At 71.0% G+C, this 22,669-nt stretch carries 22 protein-coding genes; 18 read left to right on the plus strand and 4 right to left on the minus strand.

Going from position 1 to position 22,669, the window contains the following annotated elements; translation table 11 throughout:
• Positions 1–340: 340 nt before the first annotated feature.
• Together JK364_RS21090 and JK364_RS21095 are read left to right on the plus strand one after the other, a co-directional pair.
• A complete protein-coding gene (locus JK364_RS21090) occupies positions 341–643 on the plus strand; it encodes a DUF4193 domain-containing protein (RefSeq protein WP_009714537.1) in 303 nt (100 codons plus the stop codon).
• A gap of 35 nt (positions 644–678) precedes the next feature.
• Entirely contained in the window at positions 679–1,359 is a 681-nt protein-coding gene (locus JK364_RS21095; RefSeq protein WP_230992285.1) for a hypothetical protein, read from the plus strand.
• An 18-nt stretch (positions 1,360–1,377) separates the two neighbouring features.
• Here JK364_RS21095 and JK364_RS21100 read toward each other — a convergent pair whose 3' ends face one another.
• Complete coding sequence (locus tag JK364_RS21100) at positions 1,378–1,824, minus strand: DUF3093 domain-containing protein (protein ID WP_201852695.1); 447 nt, start codon at positions 1,822–1,824, stop codon at positions 1,378–1,380.
• A gap of 59 nt (positions 1,825–1,883) precedes the next feature.
• On the opposite strand from JK364_RS21100, the gene JK364_RS21105 reads away from it, so the two are divergent.
• From JK364_RS21105 to JK364_RS21140, 8 genes are all read left to right on the plus strand, one after another.
• The gene (locus JK364_RS21105; RefSeq protein WP_201852696.1) at positions 1,884–2,465 is read left to right on the plus strand and encodes a PaaI family thioesterase; all 582 of its coding nucleotides are present in this window, start codon (positions 1,884–1,886) and stop codon (positions 2,463–2,465) included.
• On the plus strand, positions 2,462–2,977 hold the full coding sequence (gene dut / locus JK364_RS21110; RefSeq protein WP_191066121.1) for a dUTP diphosphatase: 516 nt from the start codon (positions 2,462–2,464) through the stop codon (positions 2,975–2,977). The genes JK364_RS21105 and dut overlap by 4 nt, the downstream gene beginning before the upstream one ends.
• A gap of 1 nt (position 2,978) precedes the next feature.
• Positions 2,979–3,764, plus strand: a complete 786-nt coding sequence (locus JK364_RS21115; protein WP_201852697.1) for a DUF3710 domain-containing protein — start codon at positions 2,979–2,981, stop codon at positions 3,762–3,764.
• 321 nt (positions 3,765–4,085) lie between these two features.
• Positions 4,086–4,976: a hypothetical protein gene (locus JK364_RS21120; protein WP_201852698.1), complete on the plus strand. Its 891-nt coding sequence runs from the start codon at positions 4,086–4,088 to the stop codon at positions 4,974–4,976.
• A gap of 288 nt (positions 4,977–5,264) precedes the next feature.
• A complete protein-coding gene (locus tag JK364_RS21125) occupies positions 5,265–7,877 on the plus strand; it encodes a DUF4118 domain-containing protein (RefSeq protein ID WP_201852699.1) in 2,613 nt (870 codons plus the stop codon).
• Entirely contained in the window at positions 7,874–8,557 is a 684-nt protein-coding gene (locus tag JK364_RS21130; RefSeq protein WP_044569286.1) for a response regulator, read from the plus strand. The genes JK364_RS21125 and JK364_RS21130 overlap by 4 nt, the downstream gene beginning before the upstream one ends.
• A gap of 124 nt (positions 8,558–8,681) precedes the next feature.
• Positions 8,682–9,032 (plus strand): OB-fold nucleic acid binding domain-containing protein, encoded by a 351-nt coding sequence (locus JK364_RS21135; protein ID WP_372461975.1) that lies wholly within the window; start codon positions 8,682–8,684, stop codon positions 9,030–9,032.
• Positions 9,033–9,035: 3 nt separating this feature from the next.
• Entirely contained in the window at positions 9,036–9,857 is an 822-nt protein-coding gene (locus tag JK364_RS21140; protein WP_201852701.1) for a DUF3159 domain-containing protein, read from the plus strand.
• A gap of 78 nt (positions 9,858–9,935) precedes the next feature.
• Here JK364_RS21140 and JK364_RS21145 read toward each other — a convergent pair whose 3' ends face one another.
• Both JK364_RS21145 and JK364_RS21150 read right to left on the minus strand, forming a co-directional pair.
• Positions 9,936–10,613, minus strand: a complete 678-nt coding sequence (locus JK364_RS21145; RefSeq protein ID WP_201852702.1) for a potassium channel family protein — start codon at positions 10,611–10,613, stop codon at positions 9,936–9,938.
• Positions 10,610–11,278 carry a potassium channel family protein gene (locus JK364_RS21150; RefSeq protein ID WP_020867937.1) on the minus strand — a complete coding sequence of 223 codons (669 nt, stop codon included), beginning with the start codon at positions 11,276–11,278 and terminating at the stop codon, positions 10,610–10,612. The genes JK364_RS21145 and JK364_RS21150 overlap by 4 nt, the downstream gene beginning before the upstream one ends.
• 612 nt (positions 11,279–11,890) lie before the next feature.
• Between JK364_RS21150 and JK364_RS21155 the strand changes: the two genes are divergently transcribed.
• From JK364_RS21155 to JK364_RS21190, 8 genes are all read left to right on the plus strand, one after another.
• On the plus strand, positions 11,891–13,483 hold the full coding sequence (locus JK364_RS21155; RefSeq protein WP_201852703.1) for an ATP-binding protein: 1,593 nt from the start codon (positions 11,891–11,893) through the stop codon (positions 13,481–13,483).
• Positions 13,480–13,908 carry a roadblock/LC7 domain-containing protein gene (locus JK364_RS21160; protein WP_037962350.1) on the plus strand — a complete coding sequence of 143 codons (429 nt, stop codon included), beginning with the start codon at positions 13,480–13,482 and terminating at the stop codon, positions 13,906–13,908. The genes JK364_RS21155 and JK364_RS21160 overlap by 4 nt, the downstream gene beginning before the upstream one ends.
• Positions 13,905–14,261 (plus strand): DUF742 domain-containing protein, encoded by a 357-nt coding sequence (locus tag JK364_RS21165; RefSeq protein WP_201852704.1) that lies wholly within the window; start codon positions 13,905–13,907, stop codon positions 14,259–14,261. The genes JK364_RS21160 and JK364_RS21165 overlap by 4 nt, the downstream gene beginning before the upstream one ends.
• Positions 14,239–14,850 carry a GTP-binding protein gene (locus JK364_RS21170; RefSeq protein ID WP_201852705.1) on the plus strand — a complete coding sequence of 204 codons (612 nt, stop codon included), beginning with the start codon at positions 14,239–14,241 and terminating at the stop codon, positions 14,848–14,850. The genes JK364_RS21165 and JK364_RS21170 overlap by 23 nt, the downstream gene beginning before the upstream one ends.
• On the plus strand, positions 14,847–16,328 hold the full coding sequence (locus JK364_RS21175; protein ID WP_201852706.1) for a cytochrome P450: 1,482 nt from the start codon (positions 14,847–14,849) through the stop codon (positions 16,326–16,328). Before JK364_RS21170 ends, JK364_RS21175 begins: the two co-directional genes overlap by 4 nt.
• Complete coding sequence (locus JK364_RS21180; protein WP_307841340.1) at positions 16,310–17,428, plus strand: cytochrome P450 family protein; 1,119 nt, start codon at positions 16,310–16,312, stop codon at positions 17,426–17,428. The genes JK364_RS21175 and JK364_RS21180 overlap by 19 nt, the downstream gene beginning before the upstream one ends.
• An 88-nt stretch (positions 17,429–17,516) precedes the next feature.
• A complete protein-coding gene (locus tag JK364_RS21185) occupies positions 17,517–19,601 on the plus strand; it encodes an APC family permease (protein ID WP_201852707.1) in 2,085 nt (694 codons plus the stop codon).
• A 114-nt stretch (positions 19,602–19,715) separates the two neighbouring features.
• Complete coding sequence (locus JK364_RS21190; RefSeq protein ID WP_201852708.1) at positions 19,716–21,059, plus strand: class I SAM-dependent RNA methyltransferase; 1,344 nt, start codon at positions 19,716–19,718, stop codon at positions 21,057–21,059.
• Positions 21,060–21,221: 162 nt separating this feature from the next.
• Here the strand turns inward: JK364_RS21190 and JK364_RS21195 are convergent, their stop codons facing one another.
• Positions 21,222–22,355, minus strand: coding sequence for a hypothetical protein (locus JK364_RS21195; protein WP_201852709.1), 1,134 nt, complete (start codon positions 22,353–22,355; stop codon positions 21,222–21,224).
• Positions 22,356–22,669 lie beyond the last annotated feature (314 nt).

Below are 22,669 nucleotides of genomic sequence, written 5' to 3' on the forward strand. Positions count from 1 at the left end.
GCCCACCCGAGGTAGGGTGTGGGATCGATCACATGGGCGATTTTCCGGCCATATACTCTGTGTGATCGCCGCGGTTGACGGAAAGCCGGGAAAATCCGGGTTTTCAGGGGCCGTGATCACGGGAAGTACACGTCATGGCGCATGTGAGTGCGACATTCGGACCGTGTACGGTCCCGATGGCCATCCAACCCGATCACCTCTTCAGGGGTGCGGTTGGGTGTCGATTGAGTAACAGACCTTGATGTGAGGCAAAATCTCCGCCTCGGGTCGGGCACAAGTCCGGCCTCTCACGCGTTACGTGCGCTGGAGACACCACAGACACCCAGAGGGGGAGACAGACATGGCAACGGACTACGACACCCCACGTAAGACCGACGATGACGTCAACGAGGACAGCATCGAGGAACTCAAGGCCCGGCGGAACGACAAGTCCGCGTCGACCGTCGACGTGGATGAGTTCGAGCAGGCAGAGGGCCTGGAGCTACCAGGAGCGGACCTCTCCAACGAGGAGTTGTCCGTCCGGGTCCTGCCCCGCCAGGCCGACGAGTTCACCTGCATGAGCTGCTTCCTTGTGCACCACCGCAGCCAGCTGGCCGCCGAGACCAAGAACGGCCAGCCGATCTGCCGCGACTGCGCGGCCTGAGCCGCGGGGTCGGCGTGGAGGTGGAACACGACGACATGAACGAGACCGAGCGAGGCCGGATGGCCTCGCTCGCGACCGCTGTCGGCCGTGGTGTGCGACGAGGCGGTGAGCGCGCGAGAGCGGGGGTCTACGCGGTCGCCGACCGGATCATCGCGAACGCTCCACGCATTGCTGTCCGCGATCTCGCGACGCTGCGCAAGCAGTTCCCGGGGCTGGGCCCCGAAGAGCTCGCGGACAAGCTGGTGGCCGGTGCCGCGGGCGGCACCGCCACAGTGGGCGCGGGCATCGGTGCCGCGGCGATGCTGCCGGCCCCGCCCGCCATGCCCACCGAGCTGGCCGCCGAGATCGTCGGCGTGGCCTCCATAGAGTTCAAGCTGATCGCCGAGCTGCACGAGGTCTACGGGGTGCGCGCGCCCGGCTCCACGCGTCAGCGCGCCGTCGCCTACCTCGGCGCCTGGGCCGAGGAGCGCGGTATCGACGTCGCCCAGCCGGCGACCGTCAACGCGGCTCTCGGCGTCCAGATGAAGCGCGAGCTGCGGCAGCAGGTCCTCAGACGCGGCTTCCGCAACATGCCGTCCCTGGCGCCCTTCATGGTCGGCGCGGCCGTGGGAGCCACGATGAACCGGCGCGACACCAAGAAGCTCGCGCGCAAGGTCCGCAAGGATCTGCGGGCCAAGCAGGTCCCCTGGGACCTCCCCGTGGCCCTGGAGAGATGAGCTCCTCGCGCGCCCCTGTCACACCGAGCGAACGGCCGTGAGCGCGGCGGCGAGCGCCTCCGGATTCCGTGTGGAGACATACACATACGGTGTCGGGTCTTCCGGATCGGTGACCTCCACCCGCAGCGCCGTCGGGATGTAGCTGCGCAGCAGCATGAACGCCCGCGGATCGGCTTTGTAGGTCCGCCAGGCGGCCGCCTCGTCGGCGTCCAGCACCCGCGGGGTCCCCAGCGCCGACACCGGGATCTTCGCCTCGCCTGCCACCAGCGAGTCCGCCACCACGCGCACCCGCGCCGAGCCGTACGAACTCACCGCCACACAGGCCAGCGCCGCCCCGCCGATCAGCCCGCCGAGCATCGGCAGAGTGCCGAACGGCAGCATGATCAACCCCACTGAGACCCCCATCAGGACGGCGATGAACCACCAGGAACGGGGCGCGCTGAGGCGTTCGTCGTAAGGCTGCATGCGTATCAGCTTGGCATGGCCGCCGACCCGGACTGTTCTCGCGGGTAAGGTCAGCCGTTGTGAGTGGACGAACGACAGGGCTGACGCCGCCGGAGGGCTCCAAACCCCCCGTGCGCCACCCCGACGCGCCCGCGCCCGGGGAGATTCTCGGCGCGCACTACGACCAGTGCTTCGGCTGCGGCGACCAGGCGCGGGGCCTGGAGCTGACCACACGGGCGGGCGAGGGCGTGAGCGTCACCGCCGAGTTCACCGTGCGCGGCGGCCATCAGGGCGCGCCGGGCCTGGCCCACGGCGGGGTGCTGGCCGCGGCGCTGGACGAGACGCTCGGATCGCTCAACTGGCTCCAGCGGGTGATCGCGGTGACCGGGCGGCTGGAGACGGACTTCGTACGGCCCGTACCGGTCGGCGCCGAGCTCCACCTGGAGGCACGGGTGGCCGCCGTGCACGGACGCAAGATCTACTGCTCGGCCACGGGCCGGATCGACGCCCCCGACGGCCCCGTCGCGGTGCGGGCGCAGGCCCTCTTCATAGAGGTCCGGGTCGACCACTTCATCGAGAACGGCCGGCCGGAGGAGATCGACGCGGCGCTCGCCGATCCGGATCAGGTGAAGGTCGCGCGCGCTTTCGAGGTGAACCCATGAGCCCGCTCCCCGTCGACGTGCTGATCCGCAGGGTGGACCCCGAGGTGCCGATCCCCGGCTACGCCCACCCCGGCGACGCCGGGGCCGACCTGGTCACCACCGAGCCCGCCGAGCTGGCCCCCGGGGAGCGCGCGGTTCTGCCCACCGGAGTGTCTATCGCGCTCCCGGAGGGGTATGCCGCCTTCGTGCATCCACGGTCCGGACTCGCCGCGCGCTGCGGCGTCGCCATGGTGAATGCCCCGGGGACCATCGATGCCGGGTACCGTGGAGAGATCAAGGTGATCGTGGTCAATCTGGACCCGCGCGAGAGCGTGCGGTTCGAGCGCTTCGACCGGATCGCCCAATTGGTCGTCCAGCAGGTCGAGAAGGTGCGCTTCCAGGAGGTGGCGGAGCTTCCCGGGTCGGCGCGGGCCGAAGGGGGCTTCGGGTCCACCGGCGGTCATGCCGCCGTGGACGGCACAACGGGTGGGAATGGATACGCTTCGGTCGGTTCCGACCGGGAAGGACGATGACGTGTTCGGACGTCGCCGCAAGCGCAGCAAGGAGGACGTCGAGTCGCTCGACGTGACCTCCGACGAGTTGGCCGAGGACGCGGAGGACGCGGACGGCGCTGAGGACACCGCCGCACCCGTGGAGGCCGGGCGGGTGAGCCTGCCGCCGGCCCCGCGCCCCGAGGGCCCCTGGGACGTGTCCGAGGTGCGCGAGCCCGGCGAGGGCCGGGTGGACCTCGGAGGTCTGTTCGTGCCCGGCGTGGAGGGCATGGAGCTGCGGGTGGAGGTCGCGGGGGACGCGATCGTCGCCGCGACCGTGGTGCTGCGGGACAGCGCCGTGCAGCTCCAGGGGTTCGCCGCGCCCAAGAAGGAAGGCATCTGGGGCGAGGTGCGCGACGAGATCGCCACCGGCATCACCCAGCAGGGCGGGATCGTCGACGAGGTCGAGGGCCCGCTCGGCTGGGAGCTGCGCGCCCAGGTGCCGGTGCAGCTCCCGGACGGCAAGAACGGTGTGCAGGTGGTCCGCTTCGTCGGCGTGGACGGGCCCCGCTGGTTCCTGCGCGGTGTGATCTCCGGGCAGGGCGCCGTGCAGCCCGAGACCGGCAGCCTCCTGGAAGCGATCTTCCGGGACACGGTCGTGGTGCGCGGCGAGGGCCCGATGGCCCCGCGCGACCCGATCGTCCTCAAGCTGCCGGACGACGCGCAGATGGTGCCCGACGGGGTGCAGCAGGACGAGGCGCAGGGCTCGCGGTTCGCGGGCGGCGCCGACCGGCTCCAGCGCGGCCCGGAGATCTCCGAGGTGCGCTGAGCCGCCCTCGCGGACGAGAGCTCGCACACGGCAGCTCGCGTACGAGAGCTCGTGTACGGCAACTCGCGTACGGCAGCTCGCGTACGGCAGCTCGCGTACGACAGAGCGCCAAGGCCCGGAAGGGGCCCGGGGCAGGGCCCCGGGCCCCTTCGGCATGTTCCGGAGCCCTTCCTTCGGGTTTTCCGGGATTTCCCGGAACCCGTTGAACACACCCGCCGCACCGGCCGTACTCATGGGCGCGAGACCTTGTGACGCTCCGAGGGGGAGAAGGCGCGTCGCGAGAGACACCCCCTGTCCGACCTCAACGAGGTGAGTGATCAGATGTCGCGTGGCCTTCCGTTACTCCACCGCCGGAGAATCCTCCTCTCCGGGGCGATCGGCGGTATCACCTGTGCGGCCGTCGTGGTGGGAGCCGCCATGGCCGGTCAGGACGGCAGCGGCGACGCCAGTGCGTCGACCAAGGCGGCCTCGGCCATCAGCTGCCCCGCCGTAGCCGGTTCCCTCCCGGAGATCCCGGCGGAGGCCCAGGCCGAGGTGGACCGCAACCTCGCCCTGCTGGACACCCAGCTGGCGGAGGCCAACAAGCGGCTCAGCACCAGCCAGGGCGAGGGCGGCCCCAACTTCGTGCAGAACGCCATCCTCGGGCCGCTGGCGGACAAGCGGAAGTCCACCCTGGACCGCATCGCGATCTCCATAGGGCGGCGCGCCGAGAAGCCGGCGGGGCTGGACGCGCTCGCCGAGTGCACGTTGTCGGACGGCGGGGCGGGAGCGGGCTCCGACACCGGCGCGGGCGGCGAGGCGGGCGGTGCCGCGAGCCCGACCGCCGCCGCGTCCCAGCCCGCGGAGGAACAGGGCGGCGGAGCCGACCAGGGCGGAGGAGCCGATCAGGGCGGCGGGGCTGGCGCGGGCTCCGGCCAGACGATCAACTGCCCCGATGTCGCCTCCGGGATCGGCGACGTACCGGCCGCCGCCCAGGCCGAGGTGGACCGCAATATCGCGCTGCTCCAGACCCAGCTCGACGAGGCCAACAAGCGGCTGGCCTCCTCCGCGGGCGAGGGCGGCCCCAACTTCGTGCAGAACGCGATCCTCGGCCCGCTGAAGGACAAGCGCGCCTCGACGATCGACCGCATCGAACTCTCGATCTCCCGCCAGGGCTCGACCGCCCCCTCCGGTCTTGACGCCTTGGCGGGCTGCTCGCTCGCGTCCGGCTGAGCCGACGGCGTAAGGCCCGGCCCGATGTGAGCGTCTACCGGTGGGCCGTACTCTTCTCTGCGGAGTACGGCCCACCGGCTTTTTCATGGGGTTTGCCCCGGGAAGTTCTGGCGTTGCCCCGAGGAGTGCGGACGCCGCGCGTCAGAGACGCGTCAAGAGGGCGCCGACGGCCGTAAGGGAGGCGTCAAGGGACGGCCGGTCCGGCCGGGGGCGGGGTTTGCTCGACGGGTATCGCCCGCCGGAGGCTCGCCGAGCGCTCAGGCGCCGTCCAACAGGGAAAATAGGGGCATGGGACGCGGAAAGTTGCGGATCTACCTCGGTGCGGCACCGGGCGTCGGCAAGACCTACGCGATGCTGTCCGAGGGGCACCGCCGGGTCGAGCGGGGCACGGACCTGGTGGTCGGCTTCGTGGAGCACCACGGTCGCCGGCGCACCCAGGTGATGATGCACGGGCTCGAGGAGGTGCCCCGCCGGGAGGTGGAGTACCGGGAGTCCGCCTTCAGCGAGATGGACGTGGACGCGGTGCTGGCGCGCCGCCCCGCCGTCGCGCTGGTCGACGAGCTCGCCCACACCAACGTCCCCGGCTGCCGGAACGAGAAGCGCTGGCAGGACGTCGAGGAGCTGCTGCGGGCGGGCATCGACGTCGTCTCCACCGTCAACATCCAGCATCTGGAGTCGCTGGGGGACGTGGTGGAGTCGATCACGGGGGTGCGCCAGCGGGAGACCGTCCCGGACGAGGTGGTGCGCCGGGCCGACCAGATCGAGCTGGTCGACATGTCGCCCCAGGCGCTGCGCCGCCGCATGGCGCACGGCAACATCTACGCGCCCGACAAGGTCGACGCCGCGCTGTCGAACTACTTCCGGCCCGGGAACCTGACCGCGCTGCGCGAGCTGGCCCTGCTGTGGACCGCCGACCGGGTGGACGAATACCTCCAGCAGTACCGCGACGAGCACTCCATCCGCTCCACCTGGCAGGCGCGTGAGCGGATCGTCGTCGGGCTGACCGGCGGCCCGGAGGGGCGGACGCTGATCCGCCGGGCGGCCCGGATGGCGGCCAAGGGCTCCGGCAGCGAGATCCTCGCCGTCTACATCGCCCGCAGCGACGGCCTGACCTCGGCATCCCCCAAGGAGCTGGCGGTCCAGCGCACCCTCGTCGAAGACCTCGGGGGCACCTTCCACCACGTCATAGGGGAGGACATCCCCAGGGCGCTGCTGGAGTTCGCCCGCGGGGTCAACGCGACCCAGATCGTGCTCGGCTCCAGCCGCCGCAAGACCTGGCAGTACATGTTCGGACCCGGGGTGGGCGCCACCGTCGCCCGGGAGTCCGGGCCCGACCTGGACGTCCACATCGTCACCCACGACGAGGTCGCCAAGGGCCGCGGGCTGCCGGTGGCGCGCGGCGCCCGGCTGGGCCGCTCCCGGCTGATCGCGGGCTGGGTGGTCGGGGTGGCCGGACCGGCCCTGCTCACGCTGCTGCTCACCACCACCGGCGCCACCCTCGCCTCGGAGGCCGGGCCCGGCTTCGCCAACGAGGTGCTGCTCTTCCTGTTCCTCAATGTGCTGGCCGCGCTGCTGGGCGGCATGGTGCCCGCCCTCGCCTCGGCGGCCGTCGGATCGCTGCTGCTCAACTACTACTTCACCCCGCCCACCCACACCCTGACCATCGCCGACCCCGAGAACATCGTCGCCATAGCGATCTTCGTGGCGGTGGCGGTCTGTGTGGCCTCCGTGGTGGATCTCGCCGCCCGCCGCACCCATCAGGCCGCCCGGCTGCGCGCCGAGTCCGAGATACTGTCCTTCCTCGCGGGCAGCGTGCTGCGCGGCGAGACCAGCCTGGAGGCGCTGCTGGAGCGGGTCCGCGAGACGTTCGCCATGGACTCCGTCGTGCTGCTGGAGCGGGAGAGCGACGTCGCCCCCTGGACCTGCGCGGGCAGCGCCGGCGGCCACGGCGGCACTCCGCCGCCCGAGCGGCCCGAGGACGCGGAGGTGGACATGCCGGTCGGCGACCATATGGCGCTCGCGCTCTCCGGCCGGGTCCTGCCCGCCGAGGACCGCCGGGTGCTCGCCGCCTTCGCCGCCCAGGCCGCCGTCGTCCTCGACCGGCAGCGGCTGGCCCAGGAGGCCGGGCAGGCCCGTGAGCTGGCCGAGGGGAACCGCATCCGCACCGCGCTGCTCGCCGCCGTCAGCCACGATCTGCGCACCCCGCTCGCGGCCATCAAGGCGGCCGTGAGCTCCCTGCGCTCCGATGACGTGGCCTGGTCGGCGGAGGACGAGGCCGAGCTGCTGGAGGGCATCGAGAGCGGCGCCGACCGGCTGGACCACCTGGTGGGCAACCTCCTGGACATCTCCCGGCTGCAGACCGGCACCGTCACCCCGCTCATCCGGGAGATCGACCTGGACGAGGTGGTGCCGATGGCGCTCGTCGGCGTCCCCGAGGCCGATGTCGCCCTCGACATCCCCGAGGAGCTGCCGATGGTCGCGGTCGACCCCGGGCTGCTGGAGCGCGCCGTGGCCAACATCGTGGAGAACGCGGTGAAGTACAGCCCGCCGGACCGCCCCGTGCTGGTCTCCGCGAGCGCCCTCGGCGACCGGGTGGAGCTGCGCGTGGCCGACGCCGGGCCGGGCGTGCCGGACAGCGAGAAGGACCGTATCTTCGAGCCCTTCCAGCGGTACGGGGACGCCCCGCGCGGCGCCGGGGTCGGCCTCGGGCTCGCCGTCGCCCGCGGCTTCGCGGAGGCCATGGCCGGGCGGCTGACCGCCGAGGACACCCCCGGCGGCGGGATGACCATGGTGCTCACGCTGCGGGTCGCCCGCGACCGCCCGCCGGCCACCCCCGGCCTCCCGGTCGAGGTCGGCTCCACGTCAGGCACAACGACAGGGAAAGGCAGGCCCGCCAGATGAACCGGGTGCTCGTGGTGGACGACGAGCCGCAGATCGTGCGCGCCCTTGTGATCAACCTGAAGGCGCGCAAGTACGAGGTGGACGCGGCCTCGGACGGCGCCACCGCGCTCCGGCTCGCCGCCGCCCGCCATCCCGATGTGATCGTGCTCGACCTCGGCCTGCCCGATATGGACGGGGTGGAGGTGATCAGGGGGCTCCGGGGCTGGACCCGGGTGCCGATCCTGGTGCTCTCCGCCCGTCAGACCTCGGACGAGAAGGTCGAGGCGCTCGACGCCGGGGCGGACGACTACGTCACCAAGCCGTTCGGCATGGACGAGCTGCTCGCCCGGCTGCGCGCGGCCGTCCGCCGCGCCGAGCCCGTCGGGCGGCCGGAGGACTCGGTGGTGGTGGAGACCGACGTGTTCACCGTCGACCTGGCCGCCAAGAAGGCCCATCGCGACGGCCGCGATGTGCGGCTGACCCCCACCGAATGGCATCTGCTGGAGGTCCTGGTGCGCAACGCCGGGCGGCTGGTCAGCCAGAAGCAGCTGCTCCAGGAGGTCTGGGGCCCCTCGTACGGCACCGAGAGCAACTACCTGCGGGTGTACATGGCGCAGCTGCGCCGCAAGCTGGAGGCCGACCCCTCCCATCCGCGGCACTTCGTCACCGAGCCTGGCATGGGCTACCGGTTCGAGCGATGAGCGCGGGGACGGCGTTTCGCCGATGGCTCACCGGTACGCTGGCCGTATGAGTTCCGTACGCCAGCCCTCCGACGGGGCCGACAGGGGAGACAGGTCCGACAAACCGGCCGGCCGGTTCCGGCGGATGCTGGACCGGCTGTCGAGCTCCCAGGAGGAGCTGCACTCCGCCGAGTTGCAGCAGGACGCGGAGGCCGCGGGCTGTACTAAGATCGGCGACTGCGGTGACCGTCAGATCGTCAAGGTGACGGGCACGCTGCGCACGGTGACGCTCAGACCGCGGGCCGGAGTTCCCGCGCTGGAGGCGGAGCTCTTCGACGGTACCGCCGCGCTGGACGTGGTGTGGCTGGGCCGTCGCTCCATCATCGGGATAGAACCGGGGCGCAGGCTGATCGCCTCGGGCCGGATCTCCATGAGCCATGGGCGCCGGGTGCTGTTCAATCCGAAGTACGAACTCCGACCGCTCGGACAGGAGTAGCCGGTGACGCCAGACGACAAGACGCCCCCGACCGGGCACCGACACACCGCCGCCGCCAGCAGAGCGGCGGCGGACACCGCGCTCCTGGAGGCGTTCGGCGGGGTGCGGGGCATGGTGGACACCACCGTCCCCGGTCTGGTCTTCGTCCTGATGTACACGATCAAGCGGGACATCCACCTCGCCGCGATCGCCGCGATCGGCCTCAGCGTGCTGCTCGGGCTCGCCCGGCTGGTGCGCAAGGAGACGCTGAAGCACGCCTTCAGCGGGGTCCTCGGGGTCGCGTTCGGCGCGATCTTCGCGATGATGTCCGGCGACGCGAAGAACTTCTATCTGCCGGGCATGCTCTACACCCTGGGCCTGGCGATCGCCTACATCCTCTCGGCGATCTTCCGCTTCCCGCTGATCGGCGTCCTGCTCGGGCCGATGCTGAAGGAGAACCTCTCCTGGCGCACCCGGAACCCGGGCCGGTTCCGCGCCTACACCCGGTCCACCTGGGCGTGGGGGCTGATCCTGCTGGCCAAGTCGGCCGTGCTGTTCCCGCTCTACTGGTGGGGGGACGCCACCCAGCTCGGCTGGGTCAAGGTCGCGCTCGGCATTCCGCCGTTCCTGCTCTGCGTCTATCTGACCTGGATCTTCCTGGCCAAGGCCCCGCCGCCGATCGACGTCATCGCGGAGATGGAGGCGGAGGAGAAGGCCGAGCGGGACCGGGAGCGGGCGAAGGCCGAGGCCGACAAGATCGCCGATCCGCTGCTCTCGGAGTGGACCGGCCAGATCGTGTCCGAGGCCCGTGCCGAATCCGCCGACCAGCAGCCGCCCCGGCACTGAGGCGTTTTACTGAGGCGCTGTGCCCGCCGCCCGGGGAGACCGGGCGGCGGGCACCGTCCTGAGCAGGGCCCGGCCTCGTCAGCCCGCGGCGTCCTGGCGCTGGACGGACAGCAACGCCTCGAGTTGCTCCTCGCGCGCCTGCGCCGCGACGAACAGCAGCTCGTCCCCGGCCTCCAGCACATCGTCCTTGTTCGGGGTCAGCACCCGGGTGCCGCGGATGATGGTGACCAGCGTGGTGTCCTCGGGCCACTCCACATCGCCGACCCGGGTGCCCACCAGCGCCGCCTCCGGCGGCAGCGTCAGCTCCACCAGGTTGGCGTCGCCGTGGCTGAAGCGGAGCAGCCGCACCAGATCGCCGACGCTCACCGCCTCCTCGACCAGCGCCGACATCAGACGCGGGGTGGAGACGGCCACATCGACGCCCCACGCCTCGTTGAACAGCCACTCGTTCTTGGGGTTGTTGACCCGGGCGACCACCCGGGGCACCCCGTACTCGGTCTTGGCGAGCAGTGAGACCACGAGGTTGACCTTGTCGTCACCGGTGGCCGCGATGACCACGTTGCAGCGCTGCAGCGCGGCCTCGTCCAGCGAGGTGATCTCGCACGCGTCGGCCAGCAGCCACTCGGCCTGCGGCACCCGCTCCACCGAGATGGCGGTCGGCGCCTTGTCGATGAGGAGCACCTCGTGCCCGTTCTCCAGCAGCTCGCTCGCGATGGAACGCCCCACGGCGCCCGCACCGGCAATGGCAACCCTCATCGGCCGGCCTCCTCGGGACCCTTTTCGAACGCCGCCTCGACCTTCTCGACCTCGTCGGTGCGCATCATCACATGCACCAGGTCGCCCTCCTGGAGCACCGTCCCGGAGGTCGGCAGCATCGCCTCGCCGAGCCGGGTGAGGAACGCGACCCGCACCCCGGTCTCCTCCTGAAGCGTGCTGACCTTGTGGCCCACCCACGAGGGGGAGATGTGCACCTCGGCCAGCTGGACCCCGCCACTGGGGTCCCGCCACAGCGGCTCCGCGCCGGACGGCAGCAGCCGCCGCAGCATCTGGTCGGCGGTCCAGCGCACCGTGGCCACGGTCGGGATGCCCAGGCGCTGGTAGACCTCGGCGCGGCGCGGGTCGTAGATCCGGGCCGCCACGTTCTCCACGCCGAACATCTCGCGGGCCACCCGGGCCGCGATGATGTTGGAGTTGTCGCCGCTGCTGACCGCGGCGAAGGCCCCGGCCTCCTCGATGCCCGCCTCGCGCAGGGTGTCCTGGTCGAAGCCGACGCCGGTCACCCGGCGCCCGCCGAAGCCCGCGCCGAGGCGGCGGAAGGCGGTGGGGTCCTGGTCGACGACCGCGACCGTGTGCCCCTGTTGTTCCAGGGTCTGGGCGAGGGCCGCGCCCACCCGGCCACAGCCCATGATCACGATATGCATGCGTCCTACCCCGCACTCCTGATGACCGTGCCGACCTGCGCAAACACCCTGCTCACATCTTCCTTCCAGGACGTACGGGGCGACAGCGGGGCGGGACCCCGATGCCGGTGCCCGGGGACGACGGGAATCGGCCGCCGCGGCACCTGTCCCCACCGTATCCGTACCGGCGGCCCGGTCCCCCGCCCGCGCGCGAGGGTCCGGAAACGAAGGTGGTGACGTACGACATAGCGGGAAAGTTCCCACGGTGATCAGTGATGAGGGGAGGTGGCCGAAGGTGATCGCGGACACGCCGGGAGGAACGAGGTAACGATCATTTCCGGTTGCGGATGGAGAGTGAAAAGACTGTCGGTGATCAGCTGTGACCACTACGGTGGGCCCGGGTTACGGCGCTCCTCGGGTGGTCGCGACCCTTCATCTTCGTCTGAAATCCAGGATCTTCACCGAAACCACATGACAAATGCCCGGTGATTCCCGCTGGTTCGAACTTTGTCACGGGTGTCGGACGCTAGGTCACGACATGGCTAAGATGATCGTCGTATTCCGTTTCCGGACGGGACATCAGGGCTCTGAACGTTCCTTCCGCGCCCGCGTTTCCCCTGCACGAGGTTCCTGATGACTGATCACATATCGGAGGCGGTGAGCTGGTGTCTGGCCGCCGCGCTTCTCGTCGTCCTGGTGCTTCTGATCCGCCAGCGGCAGATCACCGCCGGAGTCCGCAGGCGCAACGCCACGCTCGAGGAGAGCCTGCGCGCCCGTGACGAGGAGGTGCGCCATCTCGTCGACGTACGCCTCCCCTCGATCGCCGACGCGCTGAGCCAGCCCGGCCCGCTGCCGGGCCTGCGCGACGAGAAGCTGGCCGGTACGGCCTTCGCGCAGAGCCTGCACGCCGTCATGGAGCAGTTCACCCGGGCGGTGGACAAGGCGCAGAGCCGCGCCGACGCCTCCGCCAAGGCGGCGCTCAAGGCGTCCATGCGAGCCGTCCAGGGGCTCGCCAACGAACAGCAGGTCTCCATCTCCGAGATGCAGGAGCGGCACGACAACCCCGATGTGCTGCGGGACCTGCTGGAGATCGACCACGCCAACGCCCAGTTCGGCCGGCGCGCCCAGGCCATCGCGGTGCTCTGCGGCTCCTGGCCCGGCCGGCAGCGGCTGGCCTCCTCGCTGACCGACGTGGTCCGCGGCGCCAAGTCGCGCATCCGCGACTACCAGCGGGTTCAGGTGCACGCCCTGATCGACGTCGCCGTGGTGAGCCGGGTCGTGGAGCCCGCCGTGCTCGCGGTCGCCGAGCTGCTGGACAACGCCGCGCGCCACTCGCAGCCCAACACCTCGGTGGAGGTCAGCCTCCAGCCGGTGCACAACGGGGCCTGCATCGTGATCGACGACGCCGGTGTGGGCATGGACGGCCTGGAGGTCCAGCGGGCCGCCGGCCTGCTCTCCGGTCAGCGCGCGGTGGACGTCGTCCGGCTCGGCGACCCGCCGCAGTTCGGCTTCGCCGTGGTGGGCCTGCTGGCCGGGCGGTACGGCTTCAGCGTCTCGGTGGACACCCGGTCCCCGTACGGCGGTGTGCGCGCCGTGCTGTTCCTGCCGACCGAGCTGCTCACCCATGTCGACCCCGACGCGCGGCCGGGCACCGCCGGGCAGGACCCCGAGGGCGCCGAGCCGCTGCACACCCTGCCCTCCCGCCGGACCCGTCCCCCCAGGAGAGCGCCGCACGCGCCGACCGTCCCGGCCCAGGCGCAGGAGCCGTCCCCGATCCCGCGCCGGGCCCCGGCCCAGTCCCCGATCCCGCACCAGGCCCAGGCCCCGGCCGCGCACCAGGCCCAGTCCCCGGCCGCGCACCAGGCCCAGGCACCGCACCAGGCCCAGCCTCCGGCACCGGCCCCGGCGGCACCCGCCCCGGAACCGGCACCCGCCCCGGCGCCCCAGCTGTCCCCCGACGGCGAGGGCACCCGCGTGTACGGCACCACGGCGGGCGGTCTGCCCAAGCGCCGCCGCCGGGAGGCCGCCGCCACCCCGCCGTCCGGCGACTGGACCACCGGCGCCGGGCAGACCGGCGCCGCCGACCCCGACACGGGCGCGTTCCGTGCGCGGTCGGCGAAGGAAACCGCTTCGCGGATGGGCGCGTTCGCCCGCGGCACCCGCTCCGGCCGTTCCGCCACCCAGGACTCCGCCGCTCACCATGACGAAGGGAATCGCCAGGCATGAACGACCATCTCAACAACGAGCTCGGCTGGATGCTCGACGAGGTCGTCAAGATGCCGGAGGCGCGGCACGCGATCCTGCTCTCCGCGGACGGGATGCTCCGGGCGCACTCCCAGGGCATCGCGCGCGACGAGGCCGAACGCCAGGCCGCCGCACTCTCCGGGCTGCAGTCGATCAGCCGCTCCACCTCCGAGTTCTGTGATCCGCACGAGACGCCGTGGCAGCAGACGCTCGTCGAGTTCGTCGGCGGGTACGTCTTCCTGATCGCCGCCGGGCCCGGTGCGTATCTGGCGGTCTCGGCCACCGAGGCCGTGGACATGGAGGCGGTCAGCTACCGGATGCAGAAACTCGTCGACCGGCTCGGCAAGGAGCTCACCAGCCCGCCGAGGCAGGGCCTCCCGCGGCAGGGGATCGGCAGTCACGCATGAGCCCTGGGAGGCGCGAACGAGGATTGGTACGGCCGTATGTCGTGACCGACGGCCGTGCCTACCCGACTCGTAACACCTTCGACCTGGTGACCCTGGTCATGGCCCATCCCGACCGGCCGCTCACCGGGCTCAGCCCGGAGAAGCGGCGGGTCATGGAGCTGTGTCTGGGCGGGGCGCTCTCGGTGGCCGAGGTCTGCGGGTATCTGGAGCTGCCCGTCAGCGTCACCAAGGTCCTGCTCGGCGACCTCGTGGACAGCGGCCACATCAGCGCGCGGGCCCCCATCCCGCCCGCCGAACTCCCCGAGGTCCAGCTGCTCCAGGAGGTGCTCGATGGACTCCGCGCTCGCCTCTGACCAGGCGGCCTACCTCCCGGCCACGGTGCGGGTGGCGGCGAAGATCCTGGTCGTCGGGCACTTCGCCGTCGGCAAGACGACCTATGTGAGCTCGCTGTCCGAGATCCGGCCGCTGCGCACCGAGGAGACGATGACCGAGGCCGGTGCGCTCACCGACGATCTGCGGGGCACCGAGGACAAGACGACCACCACGGTCGCCATGGACTTCGGCCGGCTCACCCTCAGCGAGTCCCTGGTGCTCTATCTGTTCGGCACGCCGGGGCAGCAGCGCTTCACCCGGCTGTGGCGGGACATGACGCTCGGGGCGCTGGGCGCGCTGGTGCTGGCCGACACCCGGCGGCTGGAGCAGTCCTTCCCGGTGATGGCCGTCCTGGAGGAGCACGGACTGCCGTACGCCGTCGCCGTCAACCACTTCGAGGGCGCTCCCCGCTTCGCCGAGCCGGAGGTCCGGGAGGCCCTCGATCTGCTTCCGGAGACGCCCCTGGTGACCTGCGACGCCCGGGACCGGACCTCCTCCACCCACGCGCTGATCGCCCTCGTCCAGTACCTACAGGCCCGCCAGACCCGTAGTTCTCAGGAGATTGTGTGACCACCAGTCCAGCCGCCGGACCCGTTCCGCCACCCGGCTGCCCCGCGCACGCCGCTCCCGCCGAGGCCGGGGGCGCCACCGGGTCCCGCGCGGCCGTACCGATGTACGGTCCCGAGTTCGCCGACGACCCGCACGGCGCCTATGCGCGGATGCGCGCCACCTTCGGGCCGATCGCCCCGGTCGAGCTGTCGCCGGGGGTGCACGCCTCGCTGGTCACCAGCTATCAGCTCGGCCTGGAGATCCTGCGCGACACCGAGCGGTTCGCCAAGGACCCGCGTAGCTGGCGGGCGGTGCAGGACGGCACCGTGGGGCCGGACAACCCGGTCGCGCCGATGATGATGTACCGGCCGAACGCGCTGTTCAGCGACGGGGAGGCGCACGCCCGGCTGCGCGGGGCGGTCACCGACAGCCTGGACCGGGTGGATCCGCACGCCCTCAGCGAGTACGTCGAGCGCAGCGCGGAGACGCTGATCGACGCCTTCGCCTCCCGGGGCCAGGCCGATCTGATCACCGAGTACGCGTCGGTGCTCCCGCTGCTGGTCTTCAACCAGCTCTTCGGCGCCCGCCCGGCGGACGGGCCGAAGCTGGTCGAGACGATGATGAAGCTCTTCGACAGCGGCGAGGACGCGGCGGCCGCCAACGACGAACTGCTCCGGTGGATCTCCGGCCTGGTGGCGGAGAAGCGCGAGCACCTCGCCGCCGACGTCACCTCCTGGCTGATCGCGCATCCCTCGCAGCTCTCCGACGACGAGCTGATGCAGCAGATCATCCTGATGATGGCGGCCGGTACCGACCCCGCGCAGAACCTGATCACCAACGCGCTGCGGCTGCTGCTGTCGGACGACCGCTTCGCCGGTGAGCTGTCCGGCGGCAGCATGCCCGTCCAGGACGCCCTGGACGAGGTGCTCTGGAACGATCCGCCGATGGCCAACTACGGCACCCGCTTCCCCCGGTACGACTGCGAGGTGGGGGGCGTACGGCTGCGCAAGGGCGACCCGGTGCTGATCAGCTACGCGGCGGCCAACCACGAGGCCGCCCTGGCCTCCGACCGCCGCTCCGGCAACCGGGCCCATCTGGCCTGGAGCGCGGGCGCCCACCGCTGCCCCGCCGAGCGGCCCGCCCGGGTGATCGCCTCCGTGGCCATCGAGCGGCTCCTGGACCGCCTCCCGGACATGGAACTCGCGGTCCCCGTCGAGCGGCTGACCTGGCGGACCGGACCCTTCCACCGCGCCCTGGCCGCCCTGCCGGTGCGCTTCCCCGCCCAGGCGGCGGCTCAGGCCGAGCCGTTCGCGGCGCCCGTGTCCACGTCGTCCACGTTGGCCCCATTCGACGAGAGCCCTGGAGGCAGCCAGTGGAACCCCGTCCCATCGTCCTCGACCCCGCCGGCCGCGACATCGTCGGAGAGGCAGCCCGAGTCGCAGCGGGCGGCGAGGCGACGCCTGTTGAGCTTCCTGACGGCGTGGTGGCGTGGGCAATAACCCGCCAGCGCACGCTCAAACAGCTGCTGACCGACCCCCGGGTCTCCAAGGACCCCCGGCAGCACTGGCGCGCGTGGAACAACGGTGAGATCTCGCCCGAGTGGCCGCTGATCACCTGGGTCGCCGTGGAGAACATGTTCACGGCCTACGGCGGTGAGCACCGGCGGCTGCGCACCCTGGTCTCCAAGGCGTTCACCGCGCGGCGCACCTCCGCCCTGCGGCCGCGCATCGAGGAGATCTGCGCCAGGCTCCTGGACGACCTGGCCGCCGCCGGGCCGGGCGAGGTGGTCGACCTGCGCGAGGCGTACGCGTACCCGCTGCCCATCCAGGTGATCTCCGAGCTGTTCGGGCTCGAGGACGAGAACCTGCGCGAGCGGATGCGCCGGGTCGTGGACAGCATCTTCCACACCTCCGCCTCCGCGGACGAGGTCACCGCCACCTACGGCGAGATGTACGCCGTCCTCGGCGAGCTGGTGGCCACCAAGCGTGAGCAGCCCGGCGACGACCTGACCAGCGGTCTGATCGCGGTGCGGGAGGAGGAGAGCGGCTCCAGGCTCAGCGAGAAGGAGCTCACCGACACCCTCGCCCTGTTCCTCTCGGCCGGTCACGAGACCACGGTCAACCTCCTGGACAACGCCATCCACGCGCTGCTCACCCGGCCCGAGCAGCTCGAGCACGTCCGGGCGGGCCGGGCCAGCTGGGACGATGTGATCGAGGAGACACTGCGGCACTCCGCCCCGGTCGCCAACCTGCCGCTGCGCTACGCCGTGGAGGACATCGAGCTGGACGGCGGCGTGGTGTTGCGCAAGGGCGACGCGATCCTGGCCGCCTACGCGGCCGCCGGACGCGACCCGGAGGTGCACGGCGGGGACGCGGCCGCCTTCGACGTCACCCGGCGGCTCAAGAGCCATCTGGCGTTCGGCCACGGCGTCCATCTGTGCGTCGGCGCCCCGCTGGGGCGGCTGGAGGCCGCGACCGCGCTCCCGGCGCTCTTCGACCGCTTCCCCGGGCTCACGCTCGCGTCCGGACAGGACCCGCTGGAGCCGGTGGAGTCCTTCATTTCCAACGGCCACCGCACCCTGCCCGCGCGACTGGCCTGACCGCCCGGGGGTCAGTGCTCCCGCCCGCCCCTTTTCCCGGGGGTGGGCGGGTGGGCGGGGGCCCGGGCTACCCCTTACGATCCTCTGCGTGTCCAAACTGACCGACCTCCCGAAACGGATCCTGATCGGGCGGGCGCTGCGCAGCGACAAGCTGGGGGAGACCCTCCTCCCGAAGCGCATCGCGCTCCCCGTCTTCGCCTCCGACCCCCTGTCCTCCGTCGCGTACGCGCCGGGGCAGGTGATGATCGTTCTGTCCGTGGCGGGTGCGTCGGCCTACCACTACAGCCCGTGGATCACGATCGCCATCATCGTGCTGATGTTCACGGTGGTCGCCTCGTACCGCCAGAACGTCCACGCGTACCCCAGCGGAGGCGGTGACTACGAGGTCGCCACCACCAACCTCGGCCCCAAGGCCGGGTTGACCGTCGCCAGCGCCCTGCTGGTCGACTACGTCCTCACGGTGGCGGTGTCGATCTCCTCAGGGGTGGAGAACCTCGGCTCGGCCGTCCCCTTCTTCGTCGAGAACAAGACGTTCTGCGCGGTCGGGATCATCCTGCTGCTGACGCTCATGAACCTGCGCGGCGTACGGGAGTCGGGCAAGCTCTTCGCGATCCCCACCTATGTCTTCGTCGGCGGCGTCTTCGCGATGATCCTCTGGGGTGCCTACCGCGGGCTGGTCCTGGGCGACGACATGAAGGCCCCCACCGCGGGCTTCGAGGTCCACGCCGAGCAGACCGGGCTGGCCGGCTTCGCGCTGATCTTCCTGCTGCTGCGCGCGTTCTCCGACGGCTGTGCCGCCCTGACCGGCGTCGAGGCGATCAGCAACGGCGTGCCCGCCTTCCGCAAGCCCAAGAGCCGTAACGCGGCCACGACGCTGGCGTTGATGGGCGGCCTCGCCGTGGCCATGTTCGTCGGCATCATCACCCTCGCCCTGGTCACCAACGTCAAGATGGCCGAGAACCCCGCGCAAGACCTGCTGAGGAACGGGGTACCGCTCGGCGCCGACTACACCCAGAACCCGGTGATCTCGCAGGTCGCGGCCGCGGTCTTCGGCGACGGCTCGTTCTTCTTCGTGGTGCTGGCCGCGGCCACCGCGCTGGTGCTGTTCCTGGCCGCCAACACCGCGTACAACGGCTTCCCGCTGCTCGGCTCGATCCTGGCCCAGGACCGCTATCTGCCCCGCCAGCTGCACACCCGCGGCGACCGGCTCGCCTTCTCCAACGGCATCGTGCTGCTGGCCTCGGCCGCCGCGGTCCTGGTCTACCTCTACGGGGCCGACTCCACCCGGCTGATCCAGCTCTACATCGTCGGTGTCTTCGTCTCGTTCACCCTCAGCCAGACCGGCATGGTGCGGCACTGGAACCGCCATCTGGCCACCGAGCGGAACCCCAACACCCGCCGCCGTATGATCCGCGCCCGCGCGATCAACACCTTCGGGGCCTTCTTCACCGGCCTGGTGCTGGTCGTGGTGCTGCTGACGAAGTTCACCCACGGCGCCTGGGTCGCCCTGCTCGGCATGGTCATCTTCTACGTCACCATGACGGCCATCAGGCGCCACTACGACGGTGTCTCCGAGGAACTGGCGGCGGCCACCGAACAGCTCGACGAGGAGGAGGTGCGCCCCTCCCGGGTGCACTCCATCGTCCTGGTCTCCAAGATCCACAAGCCGACGCTGCGCGCACTGGCCTACGCCAAGCTGATGCGCTCCCACCGGCTGGAGGCGCTGAGCATCAATGTGGACCCCGCCGAGACCAAGGCGCTGCAGGAGGTATGGCACGAGCGCGGCATAGACGTGCCGCTCAAGATCCTCGACTCGCCCTACCGCGAGATCACCCGGCCGGTGATCGACTACGTCAAGAGCCTGCGCCGGGAGAGCCCGCGCGATGTGGTCTCCGTCTTCATCCCCGAGTACGTGGTCGGCCACTGGTACGAGCATCTGCTGCACAACCAGAGCGCGCTGCGGCTCAAGGGGCGGCTGCTCTTCACCCCGGGCGTCATGGTGACCTCCGTGCCGTGGCAGCTGGACTCCTCCGAGCTGGCCCGCAAGCGGGCCCGCAAGCGGGCCGAGTGGAGCGCGCCGGGCGCGGTGCGGCGCGGCCCGGTGATCCCGCCCAAGCGGGAGAAGGGCGAGAAGCCGAAGGGCGAGAAGCCGGGCGTCACCACGGGTCGCTAGGCCCGCAGGCCTACGGGACGTCCGGGCGTTGACGGGGTGAGGTCCGGTGCGACGTAGACTGGTGGGCTGTTGTTCCACCGCGCCCCCTCACCCCTTCTGGAGCCTGAGCCCGCCATGCAAAGTGAACCCAAGGCATCGCTGGTCGGCGAGGAGTACGAGGTCGAGGTCGGCCCGGTGGCGCACGGCGGCCACTGCATCGCCCGGACCGCCGAGGGCCAGGTGCTGTTCGTCCGGCACGCGCTGCCCGGCGAGCGGGTCGTCGCCCGGGTGACCGAGGGCGAGGAGGGCGCGCGCTTCCTGCGCGCCGACGCGGTGCGGGTGCTGGACGCCTCCAAGGACCGGGTCGAGGCGCCGTGCCCGTTCGCCGGGCCCGGCAAGTGCGGCGGCTGCGACTGGCAGCACGCCGCCCCCGGCGCCCAGCGCAGGCTCAAGGCCGACGTGATCACCGAGCAGCTGGCCCGGCTGGCCGGGCTCACCCCCGAAGAGGCGGGCTGGGACGGCACGGTCGAGCCCGCGCCCGGCGACAAGGTGGCCCGCGGCGAGGTCCCGGCCTGGCGCACCCGGGTGCAGTACGCGGTGGACGAGCAGGGCCGCCCCGGGCTGCGCCGCCACCGCTCGCACGAGGTCGAGCCGATCGACCACTGTCTGATCGCCGCCCCCGGCGTCACCGAACTCGGCGTCGAGAAGCGCGAATGGCCCCAGATCGCCACCGTGGAGGCCATCGCCGCCACCGGCTCCTCCGACCGGCAGGTGGTCCTCACCCCGCGCCCCGGCGCCCGGCTGCCGATCGTGGAACTGGACCGGCCGGTCTCCGTGCTGCGGGTCAGCGAGTCCCGCGGCCGGGAGCGGACCCGTCTGGTGCACCGCGTCCACGGCCGCCCCTTCGTCCGCGAGCGCGCGGCGGGCCGCACCTGGCGGGTCGGCGAGGGCGGCTTCTGGCAGGTGCACGCGAAGGCGGCGGACGTCCTCGTCGAGGCCGTGATGCAGGGCCTGATGCCCCGTAAGGGCGAGATGGCCCTCGACCTGTACTGCGGCGTCGGCCTCTTCGCGGGCGCGATCGCCGAGCGGGTGGGGGAGCGCGGCGCGGTGCTGGGCATCGAGTCGAACAAGCGCGCGGTCGAGGACGCCCGGCACAACCTCCAGGACCTGGAGCGCGTCCGCGTCGAGCACGGCAAGGTCGAGCAGGTGCTGCCCCGCACCGGGATCACCGAGGCCGACCTGATCGTCCTGGACCCGCCCCGAGCGGGCGCGGGTAAGGAGACGGTCACCCGCCTCGCGGCCCTGGGCGCCCGCCGCATCGCCTACGTCGCCTGCGACCCGGCGGCCCTCGCCCGCGACCTCAAGTACTTCCGCGAGGCGGGCTACGCCCCGCGCCGGACCCGCGCCTTCGACCTCTTCCCGGTGACGCATCATGTGGAGTGCGTCGCCATTCTTGAACCTGCTGCCAAGGGCGCCTGACCCGCGGTTTTATGTGCGCGCACTGTGCGCGGTGTGCGGGACTGAGGTGTGGGCCGATGCTTATGCGTCGGTGGTCCGCCCTGAACAAACGGCAGCGTGCGCGACTCCGGCTCGTCGACCCGCCACGTAGGGGGAGTCGCCGTACGGAGGCGCGTCACGGCGTCAGACTCGGTGGCGGCAACGGTCTTCAAGCTCGGAGATGACGGCCTTCTCGCGTGCGTTGGCGGCACCGTCCACAGTGGCCACCCTGTCGGCCACGTCGAGAATGTCACTCAGATCCCCTGGTTCGGCGTCTATGCGCCGCCACACCTCGGCGGGGTCGATATCGACAAGGTGAGCGAGCTGTTCGTCGACGACCTGATGCCGCTCCCGGACCAGCCACACCAGGTGACGCATCAACAGCGTCTCATCGTCGGTAATCTTGTGGTTCGCCCTGATAACGAGCCACGCGACCCACAGCATCAATTGAGGGTGCTGACTCTGCTTGCTCAGATTCTCGGCGAGTTCGATCACCCGCGCCTCGTTCCGGAAGACAACTTGCGCGTGCCGCCCCGCGAGCAGCGTCGTGTAGCGGTTCAACACCACCGCAAGGGGAACGCCGACCACGGGGATACCGATCTTGATGACGTTACGCTGCAGAAGAAACTTGCCGACGAAGGGGAGCCCCTTCGCGGCGGTCAGTACTGCTTTGGAGTAGAAGCGCTTGATCACCGGCCGTACGATGGCCGGGACCGCCTTGACCACACCGCCCCGGACCACTTCCCCACTCTTGATGGTGAAGGCCACTCGAATGAGCTTCCACATGTCATCGGGGTCGGACAGGTCGAGCGGGACCCGATAGAGGACTGCGATGTCGTACGCCAGGCGGAGCTGGAGCCGGGAGATGAATGCGACATCGACCATCAGCGTCGCGACGGCGGCCGGGACAGTCGCCGGCGAGGCACCTCCAAGGCTTCCGAGGGTGGCGGCGACGGCCGCCGTGTAGGCCCCGGCGGAGAGGCCGCCTTCGAGCGCCGCGTACCGAGCCGCCATCTTGATCCGCTGATCGACGATGGCGTCCGCGGGTACGCCCGCATACCGTTCCTGGAAGTACTGCCAGTCGACCTTGCTGGTGTAGGAGTTCAGGGCATGAGCGCTGAGCTTGGTGAACCAGTTGCCCGACTTGATGTCGTCCGCGCTCAGCCCCTTGACGAACTCTCGTATCTCGGCCTGCTCCTGCTCGACAACCTTGCGGTCGGCATCGTCGGTGCCGGTGCCGGTGCCGGTGTCGGAAGCGTCAATCGGAGCTTCGGTCATGGCGAGTTCCCCCCAGATACTTCAGCGTCCAGCCGGATTGCCGCGTTCGGACAAGCCTGCTGACGTCTCATCACGGTGACTTCAGAACCAGCACATCTATGGACGGATGTCACGTAAGCTGCACAACCTTAGCGCGTCATCACGCAGCTGGTATGCCGTCGCGTTGACCTCCGTCTTGTTTGCGTCTACGCGGTCAACTCCGCAGCCCGAAACCCCGCGCGAGAACGCGACCTGGCCTTTTCCGAGAATCGCTCAGGGCAGCGACGGAAGGGCTGAGGCGGAAGTCTCCGGCCCCGCGCGGCCGTTGGCGTCAG

It is taken from the genome of Streptomyces endocoffeicus (assembly GCF_016741935.1).
In the GTDB taxonomy this organism is placed as follows: Bacteria; Actinomycetota; Actinomycetes; order Streptomycetales; family Streptomycetaceae; genus Streptomyces; species Streptomyces endocoffeicus.